The organism is Caballeronia sp. ATUFL_F2_KS9A, assembly GCF_023630765.1.
GTDB lineage: Bacteria > Pseudomonadota > Gammaproteobacteria > Burkholderiales > Burkholderiaceae > Caballeronia > Caballeronia zhejiangensis.
In genome coordinates this window covers 159,666-183,306 of the sequence record NZ_JALQEK010000053.1, presented here as the reverse complement: position 1 = coordinate 183,306, position 23,641 = coordinate 159,666, and the positions used below count along the sequence as shown (strand labels likewise).

Here is a 23,641-nt window from a genome sequence, read left to right as displayed (position 1 = left end):
GAGCGTCAAGGTGCTGTGTTTACCCCGTCAAGGTGAGATGAAGTGGACCCCAAGGTGAGGCGTCCAGGCAAGGATGGTGAGGAAATTTGTGTAGGTTGCGACGCAATGGTGAGGTTTCCTGTGTCCGCGCCTGCAAAAGGTGAGGTAGTTTGTGTTGACAGCTCACCTTGCAGCCGTTAACGTACCGCTCGACACAATGAACTAGCGCCGGACACGGAGACGGAATGACGACAGCAGGGCAGGTGGCCACGTCCAGACAACTGGCGCTGGCCCTATTCGACGATGCGAATGCGCAGGGCTTGCCCGTCGACGCCGCCCGCTCGGACATCGGCTTTTCGCGCAAGAACGTCCTGATCCGCATCGTCGATCTTGGCGTGGCGGCTCGTCGCTTGATTGACGCGGCCTATTTCATCGTCGCGCAAGAAGAAAAGATTCACGACCTGTACGACGTCGAGCTCGACTATTTCAAGTGGCTCATGCGCTACTCGAGCCGGAACAACGCGCATCTGGAACAGGTGATCACCGAGGCGCAGAGGGCGCTCATTCAGGCGACCGCGGAAGCCGACGCCGATGGCTCCAAGCCGTTCGGATCGGTTCAACTGATTGGACGCATCTCATACGTCGGCGGACGGTTTCAGTTCCGCGTTCCGCCCGATCTCATCGGAATCATTCGCGGTCCCGGGAAATCGCATTGGCTGAGCTTGCGCATCACGTCGCTTTTCACGCTCAGCTATGCGCGCGTGATGTACGACCATCTGCTTCCCTACGCGTCCGAGGGTATAACCGATTGGTTCACGCTCGACGAATTGCGTGCCTGGCAGGGGACGATGGGCGCAAAAGCGCAGGAATTCAAATACTTCAAGCGCGACTGGCTCGCTCCGGCGGTGGATCAGATTAATGAGGTATCCGATCTTTCCCTCTCGTATGAGACGCGCAATGAACCGGGTTCACGCAAGATCGGACGCATGCGATTTCGCGTCGAGCGCAAGGAAATGGCCGAGCGCCTGCTGCATACGCACGAGCACGCGCAGGCGCTGTATCTGACGCTGAAACAGGAAATCGGTCTGTCCAGCGCGCAGTTGAATCAGATCGCTTCCGACCGCGATACCTTCACCGACGAACGTCTGGAGCAGGCAATCGAGCGTACGCGTTTCAGCCTCAAGCTCGGCAAGGTGTCGAAGAGTCCGGCGGGCTTCTTCATGAAAGCGCTGAAGGAAGGCTGGATCGTCTCGGATGCGGAACGCCAGATGGTTCAGATTCAGGAGAATCTGGCGCTGACCGATCAACGCGACACCGAAGCGAAGCAACAGGCCGAGGCGCGTCGGGCATTGCAGGTCGCGGCACAGGATGTGAACGCTCAGAACCGGATCGTCGATGAAGTCCGTCGCGGCTGGGAGATGTACGAGGCCGCGACGCCGCGGCAGCGCGAAGACTGGCGGCGCACCTACAAGACGAGTCCGGCGGGAAAGCTGACGCTGCGCAGATTGGGCATCGATCCATCGAGCGAGCTCGTCGAAACCATCATTCAGAAATATCCCGATCTGAGAGACGGCTTCTCGGGCTACGTCTTCAACAAGTCGAAAAGCGCGAAGGGCAGGGACTGACCATTACGCAATCGCATCGATCGCAACTAACGGTCTTTAGCAACCGCGCCACCATTTGCTTCGCGATCCCGATGCCCGACGGCAAGAACGACATTGGGCATTTGCACTATCGGCTCTACGCCAGTTCCGCCCTGACGCTCGCCCGGCTCCCGTTCGAGCGCGTCGAAATCGTGAATCCAGTCTTCGACCTGTTCGCGGATGCCGCGAAGGGCACGCGCAAACCGACATCGGCGATTTGAGCTAGTCTGTCCGACTCGATTCCAATCTTCACGAACCTCATGTCCCGCACTCTCCAAATCGACTTCGTCTCCGATATCGCGTGCCCGTGGTGCGCCGTCGGACTCTCTTCGCTGCAACGCGCGCTGGAGCGTCTCGGCGATACCGTCGATGCGCGCATCACCCTTCATCCCTTCGAACTGAATCCGGACATGAGTCCGCAAGGCGAGCGCATCGTCGATTATCTCGGCCGCAAATATGGCCGCACGCCCGAACAGATCGGCGAGACGCAGGCGATGATCCGCGAGCGCGGCGCGCGCGAAGGCTTCGCGTTCGGCGAACGCAAGTGGGTCTACAACACGTTCGATGCTCATCGGCTGCTGCATTGGGCGCGCATCGAAGGCAAGCAACTGCCGCTCAAGCTCGCGCTGCTGCGCGCTTATCACGGTGACGGCAAGGATACGAGCGACCCCGACGTCCTGATCGAAGCGGCTCGCAGCGCCGGGCTCGATGGCGACGAGGCGCGCACGGTGCTGCAAAGCGGTGCGTACGCCGACGAAGTCCGCGCCGAAGAGCGCGAGTTCCAGCAACTCGGCATTCAGTCCGTGCCGGCGATCATCTTCGACCAGAAGTATTTGGTGAGCGGCGGGCAGCCTTCCGAGGCGTTCGAGGAAGCGATCCGGAAGATCATCGACGGGACCGCCTGAAGCCGCCTGCTCAATCGGGCGTCCGCTGCTTCGCGAGAAAACGGTCGAGCTGCGCGGCGAAGTTCTTGCCGTCGCGCGGCGCGTACGGCGGCGGCCCGCCGGTCTGCACGCCGGAGCCGCGCAACTGATCCATCATCGCGCGGATCGACAGACGTTCCTCGATGTTCTCCGCGTTCATCCATTCGCCGCGCGGATCGAGCGCGAACGCGCCCTTTGCGATCACCGCCGCCGCGAGCGGAATGTCCGCCGTGATGACGAGATCGCCAGCCTGCGCCATCTCGACGATGCGCGCGTCGGCGACATCGAAACCGGCGGGCACCTGAATCGCGCGTATCCACGGCGAGGGCGGCGTGCGCAAAAACTGATTCGCGACGAGCGTCACGTGCACCTTCATGCGTGTGCCTGCGCGAAAGAGAATATCCTTCACGACGGCGGGGCAGGCGTCGGCATCGACGATGATTTGCATCCGTTGGCTTCCGATAAGTTATGTCGTGACGAATGAAAGTCGCATGCTCGACGGGCGCAGTGCCGAAACGCGCGCCCTATACTTTCCTCAACGCAAGTCCTCCAGGCGAACGGAGAATCACCGTGAGAACGAAGCTAGCAAGCATTGCCGTGTCATTCTTCCTGGGCGTGGCGGGCGCATCCGCGGCCTCGCTTTCCTATGCGCAGGATACCGGTTCGACCGCAACCGGCGCGACGCAAGCTGCGTCCATGACGAAAGCCGAGAAAAAAGCCGCACGAAAACAGGCGCGCGACAAGAAGAACGCCGAGCTGAAGAAACTCGAGGACGCGGGCTATAACCCCGGCCGCGCGAATGATCCCAACTATCCCCAGGACTTGCAGAACGCTCAGAAGAAAGCGGGGATCGGAGCGGGCGCCAGCCAGTAGCTTCCGACGCGACGTTCCGGCTCGCGAGACATAGAACGCAAAATCCATGGCCCGGTTCCTCCGGGTCGGGCCGCGCGGCCGAACGTCGAACCATCGCTCCCGTGATTCCGCCGCGCCGCTCGCGCGTCCTGGCGGCTCGTCAGCCGGCTGCGCCTGTAGCCGCATCCCCTTATCTGATCAAAAAACCCTCGCCAATTAGGGTTCGGGCCGCTTGTGCTCGGAATTTTCTCATCCAACACTGCAGTTCGATCCGATACGCCAGATGTCTGTCCGGTATATCGGACATAGACGAACTTTCGCGTTTCGCTCTGAGCCGGTTCTGGAACCGGTTCCTCCTAACCATCCTTCGAAAGGACCTGCTCATGAAACTCTCGAACATAGGCGTCAGAACCGTTTCGCTGTTCGTCATCGCCGGCGCGCTGGCGTTGGCCGCCTGCACCAAGGTTTCCACGCCGGCCGAAGGCGGCGGCGCAAACGCCGGGGCGGCGGCAGGTTCGTCGACGCTTCAGGCGGTTCTGCAGCGCGGGACGTTGCGGGTCGGCGACTGTCTGACGTTCGCGCCGTTCGGCTTCTACGACAAGGATGGTCAGCCCGACGGCTACGACGTCGATCTCGCCAAGGAACTCGCCAGGCAGATGGGTGTGAAGCTCGAAGTCGTGAACACGACGAGCGCGAACCGCATCCCGAACCTGCAGACGAGCAAGGTCGATGTCGTGTTCTGCAACTTCACGCGCAATCTGGAGCGCGCGAAGGTCATCGAATTCACGACGCCGTATGTCGTCGCGAGCGAGGCGCTGCTGGTCAAGAAGAGCAGCGGCATCAAGTCGGTTCAGGACATGGGCAACCGCACGATCGCGACCGTCAAGGGCTCGACCAACGGCGATGAAGTCCGCTCGCTGAACATCCCGATCAAGATCCAGGAATACGACAGCTCGCAGGCCGCGATTCTCGCCGTCAAGCAAGGCCAGGCCGACGCGATGATCGAGGACAACAACTTCCTCGCGTATCAGGCGAAGCTCGATCCCGAATTGACCGTCACGAACGAAGCGCTCGTGCCGCTCGAATACAACGGCTTCGGCGTGAAGGCCGGCGATCAGGCTTGGCTCAACTATCTGAACCTGTTCCTCTTCAACATCAACGCGTCGAAGCTCAACGCGCAGCTCTACAAGAAGTGGTTCGGCACCGATCCGCATTTCCCGCTCAATCCGCAGTTCTGAGGATGAAGTGATGTCGATATCGCACGAGACCGGACGGATGCGGAGGCCGAGATGAACTACGAATGGCTGACCTTGTGGGGCTACGTCCCCGAGTTCCTGAAAGCCGGATGGCTGACGCTGCAGGTGACGCTTCTCGCGTTCGTGCTGTCGCTGGTGCTCGGCTTGCTGGCCGCGCTGGCGAGCCTGTCGCCGATGGCCGCGATCCGCTTCGTCGCGCGCGCGTATGTCGAAGTCATCCGCAATACGCCGGTTCTTTTGCAGATATTCATCGTGTTCTTCGGCTTGCCGTCGGCGGGCATTGCGCTCGATGCCTACTGGGCCGGCGTGATCGCGCTGGGCCTGAACGTCGGCGCTTATCTGTCGGAAGTGTTTCGCGCGGGCATTCAGTCGGTGCCGCGCGGACAGCTCGAAGCCGCGGGCATTCTCGGCCTCGAACGCGGGCAGATCTTCACCGAAATCGTCTTGCCGCAGGCCGCGCGCGCGGTCTATCCGGCGATCGTCAACTATCTGATCCAGCTATTGCTCGGCACGTCGCTGCTCTCCGCGATCGCGCTGCCCGAACTCACCGGCACCGCGACCGTCATCAATTCGCGCACGCTGCTCTACGTGCAGACGTTTTCGGTCGTGCTCGTCGCGTATCTCGTGCTGAGCAACGTGCTGTCGTGGATCGCGGGTCAGCTCGGCGCGCGCATGTTTCATCCGCCGCTCGTCGTCCGGCCGCGCGCACGCTTCGGCGGCCTCGCGTTGCGCCGCGCCAATCGCGCCTGATGCCCGAACCGGAGTCGGATCATGTCATTTGAACTGCTGAGAACCAGTCTGTCGATCCTGCTGCAAGGTCTCGTGACGACGCTTTTGCTGTCCGTCGCGTCGATCGTCGGCGGCACGCTGATCGGCCTTTTCGCCGCCGTGTTGCGATCGTTCGGACCGTGGGGCACGGACCGCATCGCGCGGCTTTATACCGAGCTCTTTCGCGGCACGCCCGTGCTCATCACGCTGATGTTCATCTACTTCGGCGTCTCGTATTTCGGCTATGCGATCGATGTTTTCGCCGCCGGCGTGATCGGCCTGAGCGTTTATCAAGGCGCGTATATCGCCGAAGTTTTTCGCGCCGGGATCGAAGCGGTGCCGAAAGGCCAGTGGGAAGTCTCGCAGATTCTCGGTCTGTCGCGCACGCAGGCGTTCGCGTTCGTCGTGTTGCCGCAGACCGGCAGGATCGTGTTGCCGCCGCTCATCGGCCAATATCTTTCGCTTATCAAAGATACGTCGATCGTCAGCATGATCGGCATGTCGGAGCTGATGCACGGCGGCCAGGCGATCGTCGATCGCATCGGCAAGCCGGTCGAGATTTACGGACTCGTCGCACTCATTTATTTCGTCGTGTGCTTCCCGCTTTCGCAATGGGTGCGCCACCATGACCGCAGGAGACTGTCGTGAGCAATCAAAGTCAGACCAGGCCCATTATTTCGCTGTCGGGCGTCAGCAAAGCATTCGGCGCGACGCGCGTGCTCAACGAGATCAATCTCGACGTGCGCGCGGGCGAAGTGCTCGTGCTGATCGGCGCGTCCGGTTCGGGCAAAAGCACGGTGCTGCGCATCATGGCGGGGCTCGAAACGACGGATTCCGGCGAAGTATGGGTCAACGAAGTGCCGCTGCACGACCCGAAACGCGCGCGCGATATTCGCGGTCACGTCGGCATGGTGTTCCAGCAGTTCAATCTTTTTCCGCACAAGACCGCGCTCGGCAACGTCACGCTCGCGCTCATCAAGGCGCGCAAGATGAGTCCCGCCGATGCCCGCAAGCGCGCGATGGACGTGCTCGACCGCGTCGGGCTTGCCGACCGTGCGGATCATTATCCGAGCCAGTTGTCCGGCGGACAGCAGCAGCGCGTCGCGATTGCGCGGGCGCTCGCCGTCGAGCCGGGCATCATGTTCTTCGACGAAGCGACTTCGGCGCTCGATCCCGAACTCGTCGGCGAAGTGACCGAAGTGATGCGCGGACTCGCACGCGATGGCATGACGATGGTCGTCGTCACGCACGAGATGGGTTTCGCGCGCAAGACCGCCGATCGGGTCGTCTTCATGGACAAAGGCGTGATCGCGGAGCAGGGCGAGCCGGAGCAGATTTTCGTGAATCCATCCAACGAGCGGACGCGGCAGTTCCTGCATCGCGTGCTCGACCACTGACGCACACGGAGCGAATGAATGGCAGTCACGGAATCGTCGCGAGCGAGGGGAGTCGATCGGGTCATCGCAATGTTCCGGCAATTGCATCTCGCGCAGCGCCCGATGACGATGCGCGAGCTGATCGAAGCGACCGGCGCGCCGCGTTCGAGCATCTACGAGCTGGTCGCGATCCTGGCGGAAGTGGGCTGGCTCGAGACATCGGCCGATGGCAGCGTGTTCTTCGGACGCGAGATGCATTACTACGGCTCCGACTACGCGACGCACAACGACCTCATCAGCCGCGCGCATCAGTCGATACTCGCGCTCGTGCGAAAGTACGACGAGACCACGCAGCTTTGCATGCTCGAAGGAAACAAGTACACCGTGGTGCTGTCCGAAAACAGCGCGCGGCCGTTCAACATCAGCTCGGATATCGGCGTGCGCGTGCCGATTCCGTGGACGGCGACCGGACGCCTGCTGCTCGGCCACCTGAACGCCGATGAAATCCGCGCCCTGATTCCCGCCGAAGACTTCGCGCTCGACAACGGCGTGCGCATCGACTTCGATGAATTCATGCGCGATGTGCAAGCCGCGAAGAATCAGGGCTATTGCTGCACCGAAGGCTTGTCGAACGCGTTTCGCCTGTGCATGGCCGCGCCCGTGCGCGATCGCGCCGGACTGCCGATCGCGGCGCTGTGCTTCATGACGGGCCGCGACACCGATCCGGAGCGACGCCAGTCGATGCTCGACGACCTTCTGCAATCGGCGAAGGCGCTGTCGCATCGATAGCGCACATCACGCGAACGCACATGACGACGCCAGCCGCAGACGACGATCCGCTTCGACGCATCGCGCAACTCGAAGAAGAGAATGTCGCGCTAAGGGAAGTGAACGACATCTTGCGCAAGGCCGTCGCGTTCTATGCGCCGATGTTCGAGCGGGAGATGGCGTCGCAGCGTCAATCGACCGAAGACGCTTAGGTCGCCCAGCCGAGTCCGAGACTCTTCTGCAACGCGACGAAGTCCTTCAGCAGTTCGGCCTGCGCGGCGACCACGTCCTGCTGCGCGGCGAATTGCGTGCGCTGTGCGTCGAGCAGATCGATGAGCGTCGATACACCCGCCGTATAACGTTGCCGCACGAGCGTGGCCGACCGCTCCGCCGACGCCTGCACCTGCTGCAGCCGCACGACATGCTCGCGCTGGTTGCCGTAACGCGACAGCGACGAATTCGCGTCCTTCAGCGCGCCGAGCACGGTCTTTTCGTAGCGCGCTTCGGCTTCGTCGCGCGCGGCTTTGGCGGCATCGACATTCGCCGCCGTGCGCCCGAAGTCGAACAGATTCCATTGCAGATACGGCACGCCGACCCACGAGAAATTCTGCTTGCGCAGCAGATGACTCGGCTCCGATGCGGAGAAACCGATATCGCCGAGCAGCGTCACCTTCGGAAAATAATCGGCAATATGCTCGCCGATCTGCGCATTGCTCGATGCGAGACGACGCTCGGCCGCGCGGATATCCGGACGCTGCTGGAGCATGGCCGCCGGATCGCCGATCGGCACCGACGACGGCAACGCGGGCAACGGCGCACGCGCGCCGAGTTCGGCATCGAGCGCGCCGGGCGCGCGGCCCGTCAGCACGGCGAGTTGATCCAGCGAATCGGTGATCTGCGTCTGCAAGGGCACGAGCGTCGCACGCGTCGTGTCGACCTGCGTCGTGAGCCGCTCGACATCGACTTCCGCCGCCGTGCCGCGCGCGCGCCGCTGCTCGGTGAGCGTCAGCATCTGCTGCTGATACTCGGCCGTGCGTTCCGCGAGCGCGAGACGTTCCTGCTGATCGCGCAAGTCGATGTACACCGACGCCACTTCCGCCGCGAGCGACACCTGCGCGTCCGAAAGATCGGCGTGCACGGCTTCGGCTTCGCCGGATGCCGCTTCGATCGCGCGGCGCGTGCCGCCGAAGAGATCGAGCTCCCACGAGGCATCGAAGCCGACGGTGTAGAAATCGACCGGACCGCGTCCCGTCGAACCCGACGAACCGTCATCGCCCGACGAACCGAAGATCGACGTATCCGGCGAGCGCATGCGCAACGCCGCCGCCGATCCCGACACTTTCGGCAACTCGTTGGCGCGCTGTCCGCGCAGTTGCGAACGCGACTGACGCAAGCGCGCCTGCGCCAGCTTCAGATCGGGATTGTGGGCGAACGCGGCATCGATGAGCGCGTTCAGTTGCGGATCGTTGAGCGCTTGCCACCACGTCGCGGGCGCGTGCGTCGCGACGACGCCCTGCGCCGGCGCGCGCACGAAGGCGGCGCTTTTCGCGGCGTCGGGCGCGATTTCCGGCGCGCCGCGATAGTCGGGGCCGACCGTGCACGCGGCGAGCGCGAAAGCAGCGAGCGGAAGCAGGGCGGTCTGGCGAAGCGTGCGAGGGAACATCGTCGATGAGTTCATGAATCAGTGGCCGGCAGAAGACATGTCGCCGGATTGGCCGCGCGGCGTCTTGAGCAAGAGCGCGAGCGGCAGACACGCGAGCAGCGCGATCGCCAGCACGTAGAAGGTTTCGGAGTAAGTCATGACGATCGCCTGCTGACCGATTTGCATCGACAACTGGCCGAGCGCCTGCATCTTCGCGTGCGCCATGTCGCCGCCCTGCGCGAAAAAGCTGGCGGCGCTCGCGGCCATGCGTTCCTGACCGATGACGGAATTCGCCGTCAGCGATTCGCGGATCGATGCGGTGTGAAAGTCGTTGCGACGGTCGATCACGGTGCCGATGATCGCAAGCCCGACCGAACCGCCGAGATTGCGCGCCATGTTGTAGAGGCCGGCCGCATCGCCGGATTCTTCGCGCGAAACGGCGGCCATCGACGCCTGATTGAGCGGCATCATCGCGAGCATCTGGCCGAAGCCGCGCAAGATCTGCGACCAGAAGAAATCGTGGCCGACGCTTTGCGCGGTGAGCGAGATATCGAGCAGGCAGCTCGCGGCGAAGCACAGCAGGCCCGAGATGACGAGCACGCGAAAATCCACCTTGCCGAGCAGACGCGGCAGCACCGGCATGATGAGAAACGCGGGCACGCCCGACACGAGCATGATCGCGCCGGATTGCAGCGCGTTATAGCCCGCGACGACGCTCAGAAACTGCGGCAGCAGGAACGACACGCAATACAGCCCCGCGCCGACGGCGAACACGATCAGAATCACGCTCGCATAGCGCGGATTGCGCAGCAGCGACAGCCGCACGATTGGCTTCGTCGCGACGAATTGCGAGATCGCGATGAGCAGGAAGCCGAACGCCGTGACGCACGTGAGCATCACGATTTCATGCGATTCGAACCACTGATTGCGCTGGCCTTCTTCGAGCACGACGGTAAGCGAGCTCAGGCCGATGGCGAGTCCCGCTATGCCGATCCAGTCGGCCTTGAAGAACGATTCCCAATGCGACTTCTCCGCCGGCAAGCCGGTGATGAGCAATGCGACGAGCGCGAAGCCGACCGGCACGTTGACGAAGAAGCACCACGACCACGAGATGTTCTCCGCGAGCCAGCCGCCCAGCACGGGTCCGAGCAGCGGCCCGAGCAACACGATCAGGCCGAAGATCGTCATGCCGACGGGCATCTGCTCGCGCGGCAGCCGCGTGCGGATGATGGTCTGCGCGGTCGGAATCATCGCGCCGCCGGTGAAGCCCTGGCCGATGCGGCCCACGACCATCATCGACAGCGACGTCGAGAAGCCGCACATCACCGAGAACAGCGTGAAGAGCACCGCGTTGCCGAGCAGAAAATTGCGCAGCCCGAACACGCGCGTGAGCCACGCGGCAAGCGGGATCATCACGATTTCCGACATCAGATAGCCGGTGGAGATCCAGGTCCCTTCGGTGCCGGTCGCGCCGATTTCGCCTTGAATCTGCGGCAGCGCGGAGTTGGTGATGGAAATGTCGAGCGTGGCCATCAGCGCGCCGAGCGCGCCGGCCGTGACCGCGATCCAGTCGGTCGCGCTCGCGCGATGCGGATGCGCGGCGGCCTCAGTCATGGCGATTTTCCGCCGCGATGCGATGGCTGTCGTCGGTGGCGGTTTTGGTGTCGACATCGACCGTTACCGAGAGGCCCGGCAGCAGCACCTTGCGCGTTTGCGGACCCGTATCGACGCGAATGCGCACCGGCACGCGCTGCACGATCTTCGTGAAGTTCCCGGTCGCGTTCTCCGGCGGCAGCAGCGCGAACTGCGCGCCGGTGCCGGGCGCGAAGCTTTCGACGACGCCGTGCAACTCGGTGCCCTTGAGTGCATCGACGTGCAGCGTCGCCGGCTGGCCGACGCGCATGCGCCCGACCTGCGTTTCCTTGAAGTTCGCTTCCAGATAGAGCGCCTCGACCGGCACGACCGTCATCAAGCGCGTGCCCGGCTGCACATACTGGCCGACGCGCACGGTGCGATCGCCGACGCGCCCCGCGACCGGGCTCACGAGCGTCGTGTCGCTCAGATCGAGCTTCGACTGATTCAGTTGCGCCTGCGCCGCTTCGACTTGCGCGCGCGCCTGCGCGATCTGCGCTTCGGTCGCGCCGATCTGCGTCGATGCCGAACGCGCGGCGGCGAGATTCGCGGCAAGCGTGGCGCGCGCCTGATCGCGCGTGGAGACGAGGCTCGCGAGACGCTCGGCGGTTTCGGCGCCCGTCGCGACGAGCGGACGATAACGGTTCACGTCGTCTTCCGCATGCGCGAGGCTTACGCGCGACACTTCGGCCTGCGCCTTCGCCTGATCGGCGTTGGCGTGCTGCTGCTTCAGCTCGGCTTCGGCGCGGTCGATGTCGGCGGCGCGCGCATCGAGCGCGGCCTTCGCCTGATCGAGCGAGGCCTGATACTGCCGCGTATCGAGCCGCGCGAGCGGCGCGCCGGCCTCGACCGCCTGATTGTCGGCGACGAGCACTTCGGTGATATAGCCGCTTACTTTCGGCGCGATGGTGACGCTGTCGGCCTTGAGATAGGCGTCGTCGGTGGTTTCGACGAAACGGCCGACCGTCCACCAGCGCACGCCCCATGCAATGCCGGCGACGACCGCGACGATGCCGATTGCAATCAGCAGGCGTTTGCGTGACGGTTTGCGTTCGACGGCGTCGGCGGGTTGGCCGCCGTGCGTGGGCGCTGTGACTGACATGTGTTCTCCGGGAGCTTTCGCGCCACCGCGCGGGTGCGGTAGCCTTCGATGAATGCGGGACGGCGAGGGCGTTGCGGCCAGAAATGACTACGATGTCACCGCGACGCGCTCGCCAAACTAGACGATGCCGTCTAGTATGCACGAATCTAGACGCGAGCGTCTAGTTTGACCTTGCTCGAGGAGAGACAATGAAGAAGGCTCGCGCCGACAATGAAAGCGAATTGCAGGATCCGGAGCGCGCCAGCACGGCTCGTTCGCCCTTGCAGGCGCGCGGGCGCGCGCGCATCGAGGCGGTGCTGGATGCGACCGCCGAGCTGATCGTCGAAAAGGGGTTGGAAGGCGTGACGATGCACGGCGTCGCGCGGCGTGCGCAAACGCCGATCGGCTCGATGTATCACTTCTTTCCGGATCGCGACGCGTTGCTCGCCGCGTTGTGGGACCGCCACGCGGCGGCGCTGCAGGAACTCGAAGACGAACTTGCGCGGGTCGACAGCGAGACCTGGCGGGCGTTGTCGGCGGAAGCGGTGATCGATCGGATCATGTCGCCGCATATCGAATATTTCGACCGCAAGACCGATCTCCTGATTCTGATGTCGGTCATGCCGCACGATGAAGCGAAGAAAAAGCGCAAGTCCAGCATGATGCGCAAGGTGATCGACGCACGCATGCCCGGCGTGAAAGCGTCCGAGCGCGAACTGTACGTGGACATGCTGCACGCGCTCGCGAGCGGCGCGCTGGCCGTCAAGCTGCGTCCCGCAATGGGCGACGTGCAACTGGCGCGCCGTTATCTGCGCGAGGTCAAGCGGGCGCTCGCCGCGTATCTCGCCGCCGTGGAGGCGGCGGTGCTCAAATGATGGACGGGCCTTCCAGTCCCTATCGGCCATGATTCGTCGTATTTTGTCCGACGATTCGACGGAAACGGCCATGCGCCATATAGGGCGATTATCTTTTCATCGCAACAACGGCGCGGAAACGGGATAATGACTTGTCCAAAGAAAACATGCCGAGCACAAAAAGCAGGCTCCACGAATGACGAGGGTCGGTCGGGGTGCCTGCGCTCGGTTAAACACGGGTCATAAATGTCCAACAGTCCAGCCAGCATTCAAGGCGATTTTCTCAACGCGCTGCGCAAAGAACGCAAGCGGGTTTCCATTTATCTCGTTAATGGGATCAAGCTGACGGGCCATATCCAGTCGTTCGACACCTATATGGTCTATCTCAATTCGACGAGCGGAAACCAGGTTCTTTTCAAGCACGCGATTTCCACCATTTGCGAAGATCACGGCGCGCCCGGCCGGCCGAATCATCGCGAGAGCCGTGGTCCGGGCGACCGTCCGCCGCGTCCGCCGCGCAGCTAGTCCGGTCTCGCGCGCGAGTTGGCCCAAGCGACGCGCGCGTGAGCTTGCTCACGCGCGTCGACGGGCCGACTATCCGCGCGCCGCGATCGCGTGGCGCAATTCCTGATAGCCGCGCAATCCCGCCACGCCGAGCTCGCGGCCGATTCCGCTCAGTCCGAGTCCGCCCCAGCACGCCTGCGGGAAGATCAACTGCGGTGTGTTGATCCACACGAGGCCCGCGCGCAGCGCATGGCGAAAGCGCCGTGCGGCTTCTTCATCGCGCGTCACGACGGTTGCGACGAGCCCATAACGCGTGCCGTTGGCGAGCGCGATGGCTTCATCGTCGGTGCGGAACGACTTCACGCACGCGACCGGCCCGAACACTTCTTCCGTCCAAAGCACGTTGGCGGCATCCGGTTCGGCGACGACGACCGGCGCCATGAAAAAGCCGTCCGCGCAAGCGCCGTCGAGCGCGCCGCGGAACGCGATGCGCGCGCCGTCCGCCACGCCCTGCTCGACGAGCGCCTGCACGCGCGCACGCTGCGCATGCGATACGAGCGGGCCCATGGCGGCATTTTCGACGTGCGGCGGCGCAACCACGAGCGCGCGCACGGCCGCTTCGAGCGCGGCCACGAACTTGCGATAGACCTCGTCGTGAACGAGGATGCGCGACGTCGCCGAGCACATTTGCCCGGCGTTCGTGAACGCGCCGCCCATTGCGAGCGCGACCGCGTGCTCGATGTCCGCATCGGCGCGCACGATCAGCGCCGATTTCCCGCCGAGTTCGAGCGTCACGCGCTTCATGTCCTGCGCCGCCGTCTGCATCACCTTGCGGCCGACGCCCGTGCTGCCCGTGAACGAAATCTTGTCGATGAGCGGATGCGCCGCGAGCAGCGCGCCGACTTCGCCGCCGCCGTTCACGATATTCACGACGCCATCTGGCACGCCCGCCGCCGTCATGATTTCCGCGAGCAGATGCTCGACCGGCGACGTCAATTCCGACGGCTTCAGCACGGCCGTGCACCCCGCCGCGAGCGCGGGCGCGATCTTCCACGCGGTCGTGACCATCGGGAAATTCCACGGCACGATCAGCGCGGCCACGCCGACCGCTTCGTAATGGCGCTCGCCCGTCACGGCGTCGTCGGGCAATGTCAGCGTCTCGGTCGCAAAAAGCGATGCGTCCGCGCACAGGTCCGCGTAGTAGTCGAACGTGGCGATGGCGTCGCTGACGTCGGTGTCGGCTTCGAGCGGAGGCTTGCCGCTGACTGCTTGCTGCATCGACGAAAGACGCGTGCGGTTCGCAGCGAGCGACTGCGCGATCTTGCGCAGCACCTCGCCGCGCGATGCGGGCGTGCGGTTGCGCCATGCATCGAGCGCGGCGTGCGCGGCACGCACGGCGGCATCGACTTGCGCGGCGTCGGCATGTTCCTGCCAGCCGATGACCGCGCCCGTCGACGCGTTGTGGATCGCGTTGCCCGCTTCCAGAACCGATGCGCCATAGCGCGTGCCCGCGATCGTCGCGGCCGGCAGAAGAATCGAGTGATTGTCGCGGATATTCATGATCGTCCTCGATGGTTAAACGGTACGCGACGCCCGGCATCACGCAGAGCATCTCGAATGCGAGATTCGCGCCGACGAGCGCCGTCGTTCCGGCCTGATCGTAAGGCGGCGAGACCTCGACGAGATCCGCGCCCACGACATTCAGGCCCTTCATGCCGCGCACGATTTCAAGGCCTTGCTGCACGGAAAGGCCGCCGATTTCCGGCGTGCCGGTGCCGGGTGCAAACGAGGGATCGAGCCCGTCGATATCGAAGCTCAGATACACCGGTGCGTCGCCCACGCGCGCGCGGACTTCTTCCATCAACGGCGCGAGCGACCGGTTCCAGCACGCTTCGGCCTGCACGACGGTGAAGCCCTGCTTGCGGCACCAGTCGAAGTCGTCGGCGTGATAGCCCGTGCCGCGCAGACCGATTTGCGTGACCTGATCGCAGCGAAGCAGGCCGTCCTCGACCGCGCGTCGAAACGGCGTGCCGTGCGCGATCTTCTCGCCGAACATCGTGTCGTTGACGTCCGCGTGCGCATCGACGTGCACGACCGCGACCTTGCCGTACTTCTTGTGCAGCGCGCGCAGGATCGGCCACGCGATCGTGTGATCGCCGCCGAGCGTGATCGGGCGACAGTCGCTCGCGACGATCTCGTCGTACGCCGATTCGATCAGCCGCATCGAATTCTTCAGGTCGTAGGGATTCGTCGCGACGTCGCCGATATCGGCCACTTGCAGCGAATCGAAGGGCGCGGCGCGCGTCGCCATGTTGTACGGACGCAGCAGCACCGATTCCGCGCGGATCTGGCGCGGCCCGAAGCGCGCGCCCGAACGGTTCGACGTGCCGATATCGAGCGGCACGCCGACGAAACACGCGTCGAGACCAACGGTGCTCGCCGCCTGCGGCAGCCGCATCATGGTCGCGATGCCGGCGAAGCGCGGCATGTCGTTGCCGCCGAGCGGCTGATTGAGTTCGCGCTGCATCGATACGTCTCCCGTCATCGTTGTAAGGACGGGGCGATGTTAGGCGAGGCGAGCGCCGCGCGAATCACGAAATGGAGATGTTCACATCGAGCCGGTTCGATGTGAACGCGGCTTCAGGTGGCGTGCAGACGAGGATGCTCCTGCCCCCACGCGATCAGATCGCGCTTGGTCCGCACGCCGAGCTTCGCGAACGCGCGCTTCACATACGACTCGGCCGTACCGATTCGCACACCGATGATTTCCGCCGCTTCGGGCACCGTGCGGCCCGTGATCAGATGCGTGCAGATCTCGTATTCGCGCTTCGACAGACGCACGCGATCCTCGGCGATGCGCGCATCGAACTGAGCGAGCGGATGCAGGAACGACGTCGGATGCGCGACGCGTTTCGCGGCGCTCGTCGAAGCATGCAGCTCCAGCAGCGGAAACAGGAACTCGCTCACGTTGCGAAAGCGGTTCATCTCGGCGAGCGTGAACGGCGGCGCATCGAGCGCGCGTTCGAGCGCGATGGAATCCTGCGCGTGCGGCGTGCCGCGCGCGAGCACGCATTCGTGCGCGATCGACGCTTCGTCGAAGAGCCGCTGACGGAATTCGCCCGGCGGAATCGCGCCGATATCGCGCACGACGAGCATCGTCCCGACCTTGCCGCGAATGCCCGCGAAGAGCGGATCGCTGTCGTAGAAGCGGTCGTAGTACAGCGTCATGACATCGGAGATGACGCTCGTGTCCATGCCGACGCCGCTGCTGCCGATCCACTCGCAGCGAAACCCCGTGGGCTTGCTGCGATCGACGCGCGAACGTTCGATGTGCACGACATTGAGCGGCACGACTTCATTGAGAAGCAGCGTGAGACGCGGCACGAAATCCGGCGTGCCGACAGCTTCGATGACTTTGCCGAGCGTCTTGAAAGACAGCGGAAACGCGGCTTGATCCTGATTGAGCGGGGGTACGTTGAGCAGCATGGCGCGCCCCAAAGAAAAGGCTGTCCGATTGTAGATCAAGCGCCGTATCGCCCGCCAGACGGGGATTTCGAGGTAACTAGGTATTTACCCGCAGATCGCTGAAACGCGGCTTGTCCCCCCTGCGGGGGGGCATACCGGGGCATGTCGACCCGGTAACTTTGGCGCACCGATTCATTGAAAACGACGCACCGAAGGAAACACATGAGCAAGCTGATTCAGGACATCGCGCCGCTGGGCGCAGGCATCGGGCAATTCACGCAACTCGATTACGGCATGGACGAAAGCGACTGGCGCGCGGCCGAAGGCAAGACCGGCAACTACGTGATCGGCTGGTGGGAAGGCAAGGTCGGCGCCGTCGATTTCCCCGCGACCACCGCCGACGAAGCCGTCTGGCTCGTCGAAGGCCGCATCGCGCTGACCGATATGAACGGCGCGCGCCGCGAGTTCGCGGCGGGCGAGGGCTATCTGCTGCCGGCCGGTTTCGCGGGCCGCTGGGAAACGATCGAGGACGCGAAGAAGTTCTACGTCGTGCTCGAACCGCAGCAATAACGTCGCGCACCGCGCCCGAGGAGGAGACACGTCATGAACGAAAGCGCGCAACTGTTCGAAGCCGACTTCGCCGCACCCGGCGCATCGCGCGATGTGCGCCGCAAGCCGGCCCGACTGACCGTCGAAGAAGCGCTCGCCCGCACGAAGCTCTCTCCCTACTGGCTCGACAATCCCGCCGAGCCGCCCGCCGAACCGTCGCTCGCGGGCGAAACACGCGCCGATCTGCTGATCGTCGGCGGCGGCTTCACCGGCTTGTGGGCCGCCGTGCAGGCGAAAGAGCAGATGCCCGAACTCGACGTCGTGCTGATCGAAGCAGGACGGGTCGCGCACGGCGCATCGGGGCGCGCGGGCGGCATCATCTCGACATCGGTGATGCACGGCCTGCCCAACGCCGTGCGGGTCTTTCCGAACGATATCGCCGAGCTCGAAGCCTTCGGCCAGCGCAATCTCGACGGCTTCGAAGAGACGCTCGAACGCTACGGCATCGACGCCGATATCGAATGGAACGGCGAGATGACGGTCGCCGTCGATCCCGAGCATATCGACCATCTGCGTGCCGATTACGATCTGCACAGATCGTATGGCCACGACGTCACACTGCTCGACGCCGCGGCCACGCGCGAACAACTCGATTCGCCGCTGTTCGCGTGCGCGCTGTGGTCGCGCAATCGTAGCGGCATCGTGCATCCGGCGAAGCTCGCGTGGGGTTTGAAACGCGCGGCGCTCGAACTCGGCGTGCGGCTTTACGAGCACAGTCCGCTGATCGACGTGATCGACGAAGGCGCGACCGTCTTCGTGACGACGCCCGCGGGCAGCGTGCGCGCGCCGCGCGTGCTGTTGGGCAGCGGCACCGCGAAAGTCGGCATTCCGGATATCAACCGGCGCGTCCTGCAAGTGCGCGATCACGTACTCGCGACCGAGCCGCTCACCGGCGAGCAACTTGCGCGCATCGGCTGGAGGCAGCGTCAGGGCATTTACGACACGCGCACGCAGCTCAACTATTTCCGCCTCACGAAGAACAACAACATCATCTTCGGCGGCCTCGTGAGTTATCACTTCGATGGCGATCCGAATCCGCCGCGCGATCGGCAGCGCGACACGTACTACCGTCTCGCGGAGGCGTTCTACAAGACGTTCCCGCAACTGAGCGACGTGCGTTTCTCGCACGCGTGGGGCGGTCCGATCGACTACTGCTCGCGCGGATCGGTATTCGCGAAGCGCTATCTCGGCGACAAGGCCGTGTTCGTCGCGGGCTACACCGGCTTCGGCGTGGCCGCGAGCCGCTTCGGCGCGTTCATGGGCCTGAACATCCTTTTCGATCGCGACAGTCCCGAGCGCGCGCTCGACATCGCCAATCGAAGCCCGACCTACATTCCGCCCGAGCCGGTGCGATGGCTCGCCGCGAAAGTCACGTTCCACGCATTCGACGGCGCCGATGCCGAGGGCGGCTGGAAGCGCGCGTGGATCAAGGGCATCAAGGCGATGGGCTTCCCGATGTGAGCGCGACGACATGTTCTCCAATACATCCGATCTCGACCTTCGCCTCGTGCGCGTCTTCCTCGCGGTCGTCGACGCGCGCGGCATCACCGCCGCGCAAGCGTCGCTCGGCGTGCGCCAGTCGACCATCAGCTCGCAGCTTTCCGCGCTCGAGGCGCGCGTCGGCTTCAGGCTGTGCGAACGCGGACGCGGCGGCTTTCGGCTGACGTCCAAAGGCGAGCGTTTCGTGATGTCGGCGCGGGCGCTGATCGGCGCGACATCGCAATTCGTCGCGCAGGTGCGCGACATCGATCGCAAGCTGGTCGGCACGCTGTCGATCGGGTTGATCGGACAGGCATCGCATGTCGAGAACGCGCGGCTCGCGGAAGCTATCGGCGCATTTCGCAAGCGCGATCAGGCCGTGCGTTTCGCGATGCACGTCGCGCCGCCGCAGGAACTCGAAGAAAGCCTCGTCAATCGCGAACTCGATCTGGCGATCGGCTATTTCTGGCATCGCGTCGCGGGGCTGTCGTACAGCAGGCTGTTCAACGAGCGGCAAGTGATCTGCTGCGGGCGCGGACATCCGCTCTTTCATGCGGACCCGCTCGTGACGCTCGACGATCTGCGCGCGCACGACTGGATCTGGCGCAGCTATCCGGTGCCGGAAGAACTCGCGGGCATCGGCGAGCGGCGCGTGACGGCGATCGCGGACAGCATCGACGCGGCCACCGTGCTGATCCTGTCGGGCAGTCATATCGGCTATTTGCCCGCGCATCACGCCGACGCCTTCGAGCAGCGCGGACTGATCCGCGTGCTGGGACGCACCGCGTTCGGCTTCGACGTGCCGCTGCATCTCGCGATGAAGCGCGACATGGCCGACAAAGCCATCGTTCGATCCTTCTGTGAAGACCTTTTCGGCGTCTATGGCGCGCGCGAGATTCATCACGATGAGCCTGGACGCGCGGTAGCAACGTGCCCGATGTGAACGCCTTGACGACGCCTTGATGACGCATTACGGCGCGCATTCCGACGCAACGGAATGACCGCCGATAACAATGGAGCGAGACAACATGGCAGACAACACCAGCGACAGCACCAGCATCACGAAGATCGAAACCTACGGTTTCGAGCGCATTCCCGACGCTTCGCGATACGCGCGGCCCATCGATCTGTTCCGCCTGCTGTTCGGCGGCTGCAATACGTTTTCGACTTCGGTGCTCGGCAGCTTTCCGGTGCTCGTCGGCCTTTCGTTCGAAGCGAGCGTGTGGTCCATCGTGATCGGCGTGCTCGCGGGCACCTGCATGCTCGCGCCGATGAGCCTCTTCGGGCCGCGCAACGGCACGAGCGATCCGGTGTCGTCGGGGGCGCACTTCGGCATTCATGGCCGCATCGTCGGATCGTTTCTCGCGGTGCTCACATCGGTCGCGTTCTTCTCGCTCGCCGTATGGAGTTCGGGCGATGCGCTCGTCGGCGGCGCGCACGACATGATCGGCTTGCCGGTCAATCCGTGGACGCTCGGCACGGCGTATCTGGTGTTCGCGGTGCTCGTGCTGATCGTCTGCATCTACGGATTTCGCTTCATGCTGTGGGTGAACAAGATCGCCGTGTGGGCGGCGAGCCTCATGTTCGTGCTCGGCGCATTCGCGTTCGCGGAGCCTTTCGACGTCCACTACGCGGGCACGCTTCAGCACGGCAGCGCGGGCTTCTGGGCGGCGTTCGTCGGCGCGGCGCTGGTCGCGTTGAGCAATCCGGTTTCGTTCGCGTCGACGCTCGGCGACTGGGCGCGCTACATTCCGCAATCAACGCCGCGCCACCGCGTGATGGGCGCCGTGTTTCTCGCGCAGATCGCGACGTTCTTGCCGTTCCTCTTCGGCCTCGTCACCGCGACGATCATCGCGACGCAAGCGCCGAGCTTCATCAGCTCGAACGACTACGTGGGCGGCTTGCTTGCGGTATCGCCGCGCTGGTTCCTGTTGCCGATGTGTCTGATCGCGATCATCGGCGGACTGTCGACGGGCACGACCGCGCTCTACGGCACGGGCCTCGACACGTCGAGCATGTTCCCGAAGTTCCTCAACCGCGTGCGCGCGACGGCGCTGATCGGCCTGCTCGCCATCGGCTTCATTTTCGTGGGGCGTTTCGCGTTCAACCTCGTGGAAAGCGTGGCGACGTTCTCGACGCTCATCTGCACCTTCAGTTGCCCGTGGATGGCGATCATGGTGATCGGCTTCGTGCAGCGCGGCGGTTTCTATCTGGCCGACGATCTGCAAGTGTTCAATCGCGGCGGGCGCGGCGGCCACTATTGGTATAGCCACGGCTGGAACTGGCGCGCGATGGGCGCATGGCTGCCGGCCGCGTTCATCGGGCTGACGTTCGTGAATCTGCCGGGACAGTTCGCCGGGCCGCTCGGCGCGCTCGCGGGCGGCTGCGATCTCAGCGTGCCGGTTTCGTTCGTCGTGGGCGGCGCGCTGTATCTGACGATGCTGCGGCTCTTTCCCGAACCCGACGCCGTTCACGGTCCGCAAGGGCGCCGTCTCGTCGGCGCGTCGCGCGAATCTTCACGCACGAGCGCGCACGTTCCGATCACGGCGCGCGTGCGCGAGGATTGACTTTCATAACGCTCGTCTATTCGAACATTCGGACGATAGATTTAATCCACCGTTGATCCAGCGCTTTTCCAGTATCGGTTCAACACATGGACGTTATTCACGCGTGTGTTTCAGTGCGGATCGCAAAGGCGATCCGAGACGGAATACATCGCGTTCCGGCATTCCCCGGCAGGAGACGAGATGTCCGAGCCGAAACATCCAGCCGATGCAGAAGCGCGTCGAGTCTTTCTGAAGAACGTTGCGGTCGCCGGCATGGCGACGGGCCTGTCGGGCGTCGTCGGCGATGCGCTGGCGCAGGCCGACGCGTCGCCATCGGGCGGGACGGGCGCGGCGTCGAAGCCGGCGACGCGCGCGACGCTCGACATCAATCAGCAGTACGCCAACTTCCTTAACTTCGCGGATGCACAGGACTTCGAGGACGCGCGCCGCGGCCTGATCGCCACGCTGCCCGAACCGGTGGTGATTCCCGGCCAAGGGAATTTTCCGGCCTGGAACCTTCAGACGTTCGCGTTCGTGAACGGCGGCCCGGACAACAATGCGCCGCCCACAGTCAATCCGAGCCTGTGGCGCAACGCCAAGCTCAACATGAATCACGGCCTGTTCACGGTCGTCGAGGGCATCTGGCAAGTGCGCGGCTACGATCTTTCGGTGATGAGCATCATCCGCGGAGATCAGGGTTATATCGTCGTGGATCCGTTCATCACGACGGAGGTCGCGTCGACGGTGTGGAAGCAACTCGTCATTCCGCATCTGGGCGACAAGCCGATCACGCACGTCATCTACACGCACAGTCACGTCGATCACTACGGCGGCGTGCGCGGGCTCGTCAGCGATCAGGATCTGCAATCGGGGAAAGTGAAGATCGTCGCGCCGGTCGGATTCACCGACGCCGCCGTGGGCGAGAACGTCATCGCCGGCAACGCGATGGGACGCCGCGCGAGCTACATGTACGGCTCGCTGCTGCCGCGCAGCCCGACCGGCATCGTCGATGGCGGCCTCGGGAAGACGACGTCCGTCGGCACGATCACGCTCGCCTTCCCGACGATATTCGCGGAGAAGACCGGGCAGAAGATGACGCTCGACGGCGTCGAGATCGAGGTGTTGATGGCGCCGGAATCGGAAGCGCCGTCCGAATTCATGTTCTACCTGCCGAAATTCAAGGCGTTCTGCGCGGCCGAGGACGCAACGCACACGCTGCACAATCTCTACACGCTGCGTGGCGCGAAGGTTCGCGACGGGCTGCTCTGGTCGAAGTATCTGCAGACGTCCATCGACATGTGGGGCGCGGATGCGCAAGTGCTGTTCGCCTCGCATTACTGGCCGACGTGGGGCAATGACCGCATCCAGCCGTTTCTGCGCGCGCAGCGCGACATGTACCGGTATCTGCACGATCAGACCTTGCGGCTCGCGAACATGGGACAGACGCCGCTCGAAATCGGCGAAGCGATTCGTCTCCCCGACAGCCTCGCGAAGCACTGGTATTGCCGCAGCTATTACGGCACCGTTTATCACGACGCGGTCGCGCAATACAACTTGCGTCTGGGCTTTTTCGACGGCGTACCCGCGAATCTGCACAGGCTTCCGCCGACCGAAAGCGGCAAGCGCTACGTCGAATACATGGGCGGCGCGGCGGCGGTCATCAGGAAGGCGCACGCGTCCTACGACAAGGGCGAATATCGATGGGTCGCCGAAGTCATGAATCACGTCGTGTTCGCGGAGCCGCAGAACGTCGCCGCGAAGCAGTTGCTCGCGGACGCCTATGAGCAGCTCGGCTATCAGGCCGAATCCGCGCCGTGGCGCAATTTCTATCTGACGGGCGCGATGGAGTTGCGCAAGGGCATTCAGAAAGTGCCCGCGCCGCAGCCGCAAAGCCCGGACACGATCCGCGCGATGCCGCTCGACATGTTCCTCGACTTTCTCGGCATCCGTCTGAATGGCGAACGCGCGGCGGGCAAGACCGTCACGTTCAATCTCACGCTCACCGACACGAAAGAGCAGGTCGTGCTCGGCGTGGAGAACAGCGCGATCCATTACTCGAAGGGCACGACGTCGGGCGCGGCCGATGCATCGATCACGATGACGCGCGAGAACCTGAACAACATCATGCTCGGCACGACGAACATGCAGAAGCTCGTGATGTCCGGCGAAGCCAAGGTGGACGGCAACAGCCAGCAGCTCGGCGCGTTTCTCACCTGGCTCGACACGTTCGAGTTTTACTTCAATATCGTCACGCCTTGAGGGGC

The 23,641-nt window shown here is 63.9% G+C and carries 23 protein-coding genes and 1 pseudogene; 17 read left to right on the top strand and 7 right to left on the bottom strand.

The genetic code is table 11. The features are described 5' to 3' along the window. The first annotated feature begins 224 nt into the window (after positions 1–224). The 3 genes from NCS67_RS30475 (at position 225) to NCS67_RS30465 (ending at position 2,527) form a co-directional block, all read left to right on the top strand. Positions 225–1,604, top strand: coding sequence for a replication initiation protein (locus tag NCS67_RS30475; RefSeq protein WP_175982394.1), 1,380 nt, complete (start codon positions 225–227; stop codon positions 1,602–1,604). 71 nt (positions 1,605–1,675) lie between these two features. Further along, on the top strand, positions 1,676–1,843 hold the full coding sequence (locus NCS67_RS30470; RefSeq protein WP_250437786.1) for a hypothetical protein: 168 nt from the start codon (positions 1,676–1,678) through the stop codon (positions 1,841–1,843). Positions 1,844–1,882: 39 nt separating this feature from the next. After that, complete coding sequence (locus NCS67_RS30465) at positions 1,883–2,527, top strand: DsbA family oxidoreductase (protein WP_008345316.1); 645 nt, start codon at positions 1,883–1,885, stop codon at positions 2,525–2,527. 10 nt (positions 2,528–2,537) lie between these two features. On the opposite strand, the gene NCS67_RS30460 is transcribed toward NCS67_RS30465, so the two are convergent. Then, entirely contained in the window at positions 2,538–2,993 is a 456-nt protein-coding gene (locus tag NCS67_RS30460) for a YaiI/YqxD family protein (protein WP_008345317.1), read from the bottom strand. A gap of 149 nt (positions 2,994–3,142) precedes the next feature. Here NCS67_RS30460 and NCS67_RS30455 point away from each other — a divergent pair, with 149 nt between their 5' ends. From NCS67_RS30455 to NCS67_RS30425, 7 genes are all read left to right on the top strand, one after another. Further along, positions 3,143–3,418: a DUF4148 domain-containing protein gene (locus NCS67_RS30455; RefSeq protein ID WP_250437785.1), complete on the top strand. Its 276-nt coding sequence runs from the start codon at positions 3,143–3,145 to the stop codon at positions 3,416–3,418. A gap of 362 nt (positions 3,419–3,780) precedes the next feature. Continuing rightward, positions 3,781–4,635, top strand: a complete 855-nt coding sequence (locus tag NCS67_RS30450; RefSeq protein ID WP_008345319.1) for an ABC transporter substrate-binding protein — start codon at positions 3,781–3,783, stop codon at positions 4,633–4,635. 51 nt (positions 4,636–4,686) lie between these two features. Then, positions 4,687–5,403, top strand: a complete 717-nt coding sequence (locus NCS67_RS30445) for an amino acid ABC transporter permease (protein ID WP_008345320.1) — start codon at positions 4,687–4,689, stop codon at positions 5,401–5,403. A gap of 21 nt (positions 5,404–5,424) precedes the next feature. Then, the gene (locus NCS67_RS30440; RefSeq protein ID WP_008345321.1) at positions 5,425–6,069 is read left to right on the top strand and encodes an amino acid ABC transporter permease; all 645 of its coding nucleotides are present in this window, start codon (positions 5,425–5,427) and stop codon (positions 6,067–6,069) included. Continuing rightward, positions 6,066–6,818 carry an amino acid ABC transporter ATP-binding protein gene (locus tag NCS67_RS30435; protein WP_008345322.1) on the top strand — a complete coding sequence of 251 codons (753 nt, stop codon included), beginning with the start codon at positions 6,066–6,068 and terminating at the stop codon, positions 6,816–6,818. The genes NCS67_RS30440 and NCS67_RS30435 overlap by 4 nt, the downstream gene beginning before the upstream one ends. Positions 6,819–6,836: 18 nt before the next feature. Then, positions 6,837–7,586 carry an IclR family transcriptional regulator gene (locus NCS67_RS30430; RefSeq protein ID WP_008345323.1) on the top strand — a complete coding sequence of 250 codons (750 nt, stop codon included), beginning with the start codon at positions 6,837–6,839 and terminating at the stop codon, positions 7,584–7,586. A 20-nt stretch (positions 7,587–7,606) separates the two neighbouring features. Beyond that, entirely contained in the window at positions 7,607–7,777 is a 171-nt protein-coding gene (locus NCS67_RS30425) for a hypothetical protein (protein ID WP_008345324.1), read from the top strand. On the opposite strand, the gene NCS67_RS30420 is transcribed toward NCS67_RS30425, so the two are convergent. The 3 genes from NCS67_RS30420 to NCS67_RS30410 are packed head-to-tail and all read right to left on the bottom strand — an operon-like array spanning position 7,774 to position 11,941. Next, positions 7,774–9,243 (bottom strand): efflux transporter outer membrane subunit, encoded by a 1,470-nt coding sequence (locus NCS67_RS30420; RefSeq protein WP_502801888.1) that lies wholly within the window; start codon positions 9,241–9,243, stop codon positions 7,774–7,776. The two genes, NCS67_RS30425 and NCS67_RS30420, sit on opposite strands and share 4 nt — an antisense overlap. A 3-nt stretch (positions 9,244–9,246) precedes the next feature. Next, positions 9,247–10,821: an MDR family MFS transporter gene (locus NCS67_RS30415; RefSeq protein WP_034474155.1), complete on the bottom strand. Its 1,575-nt coding sequence runs from the start codon at positions 10,819–10,821 to the stop codon at positions 9,247–9,249. Then, positions 10,814–11,941 carry an HlyD family secretion protein gene (locus NCS67_RS30410; RefSeq protein ID WP_008345327.1) on the bottom strand — a complete coding sequence of 376 codons (1,128 nt, stop codon included), beginning with the start codon at positions 11,939–11,941 and terminating at the stop codon, positions 10,814–10,816. The genes NCS67_RS30415 and NCS67_RS30410 overlap by 8 nt, the downstream gene beginning before the upstream one ends. 188 nt (positions 11,942–12,129) lie before the next feature. Here NCS67_RS30410 and NCS67_RS30405 point away from each other — a divergent pair, with 188 nt between their 5' ends. Both NCS67_RS30405 and hfq read left to right on the top strand, forming a co-directional pair. Then, positions 12,130–12,795, top strand: coding sequence for a TetR/AcrR family transcriptional regulator (locus tag NCS67_RS30405; RefSeq protein ID WP_008345328.1), 666 nt, complete (start codon positions 12,130–12,132; stop codon positions 12,793–12,795). Between the two features lie 225 nt (positions 12,796–13,020). Continuing rightward, entirely contained in the window at positions 13,021–13,299 is a 279-nt protein-coding gene (hfq, locus tag NCS67_RS30400) for an RNA chaperone Hfq (protein WP_008345329.1), read from the top strand. 69 nt (positions 13,300–13,368) lie between these two features. Here hfq and NCS67_RS30395 read toward each other — a convergent pair whose 3' ends face one another. From NCS67_RS30395 to NCS67_RS30385, 3 genes and pseudogenes are all read right to left on the bottom strand, one after another. After that, positions 13,369–14,838 carry an aldehyde dehydrogenase family protein gene (locus NCS67_RS30395; protein ID WP_250437784.1) on the bottom strand — a complete coding sequence of 490 codons (1,470 nt, stop codon included), beginning with the start codon at positions 14,836–14,838 and terminating at the stop codon, positions 13,369–13,371. 19 nt (positions 14,839–14,857) lie between these two features. After that, positions 14,858–15,805 (bottom strand): annotated as a pseudogene (gene speB / locus NCS67_RS30390) (agmatinase); the annotation flags it as partial. Positions 15,806–15,918: 113 nt separating this feature from the next. Further along, positions 15,919–16,764, bottom strand: a complete 846-nt coding sequence (locus tag NCS67_RS30385) for a helix-turn-helix transcriptional regulator (protein WP_008345332.1) — start codon at positions 16,762–16,764, stop codon at positions 15,919–15,921. Between the two features lie 201 nt (positions 16,765–16,965). On the opposite strand from NCS67_RS30385, the gene NCS67_RS30380 reads away from it, so the two are divergent. The 5 genes from NCS67_RS30380 (at position 16,966) to NCS67_RS30360 (ending at position 23,636) form a co-directional block, all read left to right on the top strand. After that, positions 16,966–17,313: a cupin domain-containing protein gene (locus tag NCS67_RS30380; RefSeq protein ID WP_008345333.1), complete on the top strand. Its 348-nt coding sequence runs from the start codon at positions 16,966–16,968 to the stop codon at positions 17,311–17,313. 33 nt (positions 17,314–17,346) lie between these two features. Continuing rightward, entirely contained in the window at positions 17,347–18,813 is a 1,467-nt protein-coding gene (locus NCS67_RS30375; RefSeq protein ID WP_250437783.1) for an NAD(P)/FAD-dependent oxidoreductase, read from the top strand. A 10-nt stretch (positions 18,814–18,823) separates the two neighbouring features. Continuing rightward, positions 18,824–19,774 (top strand): LysR family transcriptional regulator, encoded by a 951-nt coding sequence (locus NCS67_RS30370; RefSeq protein WP_250437782.1) that lies wholly within the window; start codon positions 18,824–18,826, stop codon positions 19,772–19,774. 85 nt (positions 19,775–19,859) lie between these two features. After that, the gene (locus NCS67_RS30365; RefSeq protein WP_175982404.1) at positions 19,860–21,398 is read left to right on the top strand and encodes a purine-cytosine permease family protein; all 1,539 of its coding nucleotides are present in this window, start codon (positions 19,860–19,862) and stop codon (positions 21,396–21,398) included. Between the two features lie 180 nt (positions 21,399–21,578). Further along, positions 21,579–23,636 carry an alkyl/aryl-sulfatase gene (locus NCS67_RS30360; protein ID WP_250437781.1) on the top strand — a complete coding sequence of 686 codons (2,058 nt, stop codon included), beginning with the start codon at positions 21,579–21,581 and terminating at the stop codon, positions 23,634–23,636. The last annotated feature ends 5 nt before the right edge of the window (positions 23,637–23,641 follow it).

Excerpts from the sequence above, each read along its gene's own strand:
- NCS67_RS30475 (WP_175982394.1), top strand. The coding sequence starts at position 225 with ATGACGACAGCAGGGCAGGTGGCCACGTCCAGACAACTGGCGCTGGCC.
- NCS67_RS30470 (WP_250437786.1), top strand. The coding sequence starts at position 1,676 with ATGCCCGACGGCAAGAACGACATTGGGCATTTGCACTATCGGCTCTAC.
- NCS67_RS30465 (WP_008345316.1), top strand. The coding sequence starts at position 1,883 with ATGTCCCGCACTCTCCAAATCGACTTCGTCTCCGATATCGCGTGCCCG.
- NCS67_RS30460 (WP_008345317.1), bottom strand. The coding sequence starts at position 2,993 with ATGCAAATCATCGTCGATGCCGACGCCTGCCCCGCCGTCGTGAAGGAT.
- NCS67_RS30450 (WP_008345319.1), top strand. The coding sequence starts at position 3,781 with ATGAAACTCTCGAACATAGGCGTCAGAACCGTTTCGCTGTTCGTCATC.
- NCS67_RS30445 (WP_008345320.1), top strand. The coding sequence starts at position 4,687 with ATGAACTACGAATGGCTGACCTTGTGGGGCTACGTCCCCGAGTTCCTG.
- NCS67_RS30440 (WP_008345321.1), top strand. The coding sequence starts at position 5,425 with ATGTCATTTGAACTGCTGAGAACCAGTCTGTCGATCCTGCTGCAAGGT.
- NCS67_RS30430 (WP_008345323.1), top strand. The coding sequence starts at position 6,837 with ATGGCAGTCACGGAATCGTCGCGAGCGAGGGGAGTCGATCGGGTCATC.
- NCS67_RS30425 (WP_008345324.1), top strand. The coding sequence starts at position 7,607 with ATGACGACGCCAGCCGCAGACGACGATCCGCTTCGACGCATCGCGCAA.
- NCS67_RS30420 (WP_502801888.1), bottom strand. The coding sequence starts at position 9,243 with ATGAACTCATCGACGATGTTCCCTCGCACGCTTCGCCAGACCGCCCTG.
- NCS67_RS30415 (WP_034474155.1), bottom strand. The coding sequence starts at position 10,821 with ATGACTGAGGCCGCCGCGCATCCGCATCGCGCGAGCGCGACCGACTGG.
- NCS67_RS30410 (WP_008345327.1), bottom strand. The coding sequence starts at position 11,941 with ATGTCAGTCACAGCGCCCACGCACGGCGGCCAACCCGCCGACGCCGTC.
- NCS67_RS30405 (WP_008345328.1), top strand. The coding sequence starts at position 12,130 with ATGAAGAAGGCTCGCGCCGACAATGAAAGCGAATTGCAGGATCCGGAG.
- hfq (WP_008345329.1), top strand. The coding sequence starts at position 13,021 with ATGTCCAACAGTCCAGCCAGCATTCAAGGCGATTTTCTCAACGCGCTG.
- NCS67_RS30395 (WP_250437784.1), bottom strand. The coding sequence starts at position 14,838 with ATGAATATCCGCGACAATCACTCGATTCTTCTGCCGGCCGCGACGATC.
- NCS67_RS30385 (WP_008345332.1), bottom strand. The coding sequence starts at position 16,764 with ATGCTGCTCAACGTACCCCCGCTCAATCAGGATCAAGCCGCGTTTCCG.
- NCS67_RS30380 (WP_008345333.1), top strand. The coding sequence starts at position 16,966 with ATGAGCAAGCTGATTCAGGACATCGCGCCGCTGGGCGCAGGCATCGGG.
- NCS67_RS30375 (WP_250437783.1), top strand. The coding sequence starts at position 17,347 with ATGAACGAAAGCGCGCAACTGTTCGAAGCCGACTTCGCCGCACCCGGC.
- NCS67_RS30370 (WP_250437782.1), top strand. The coding sequence starts at position 18,824 with ATGTTCTCCAATACATCCGATCTCGACCTTCGCCTCGTGCGCGTCTTC.
- NCS67_RS30365 (WP_175982404.1), top strand. The coding sequence starts at position 19,860 with ATGGCAGACAACACCAGCGACAGCACCAGCATCACGAAGATCGAAACC.
- NCS67_RS30360 (WP_250437781.1), top strand. The coding sequence starts at position 21,579 with ATGTCCGAGCCGAAACATCCAGCCGATGCAGAAGCGCGTCGAGTCTTT.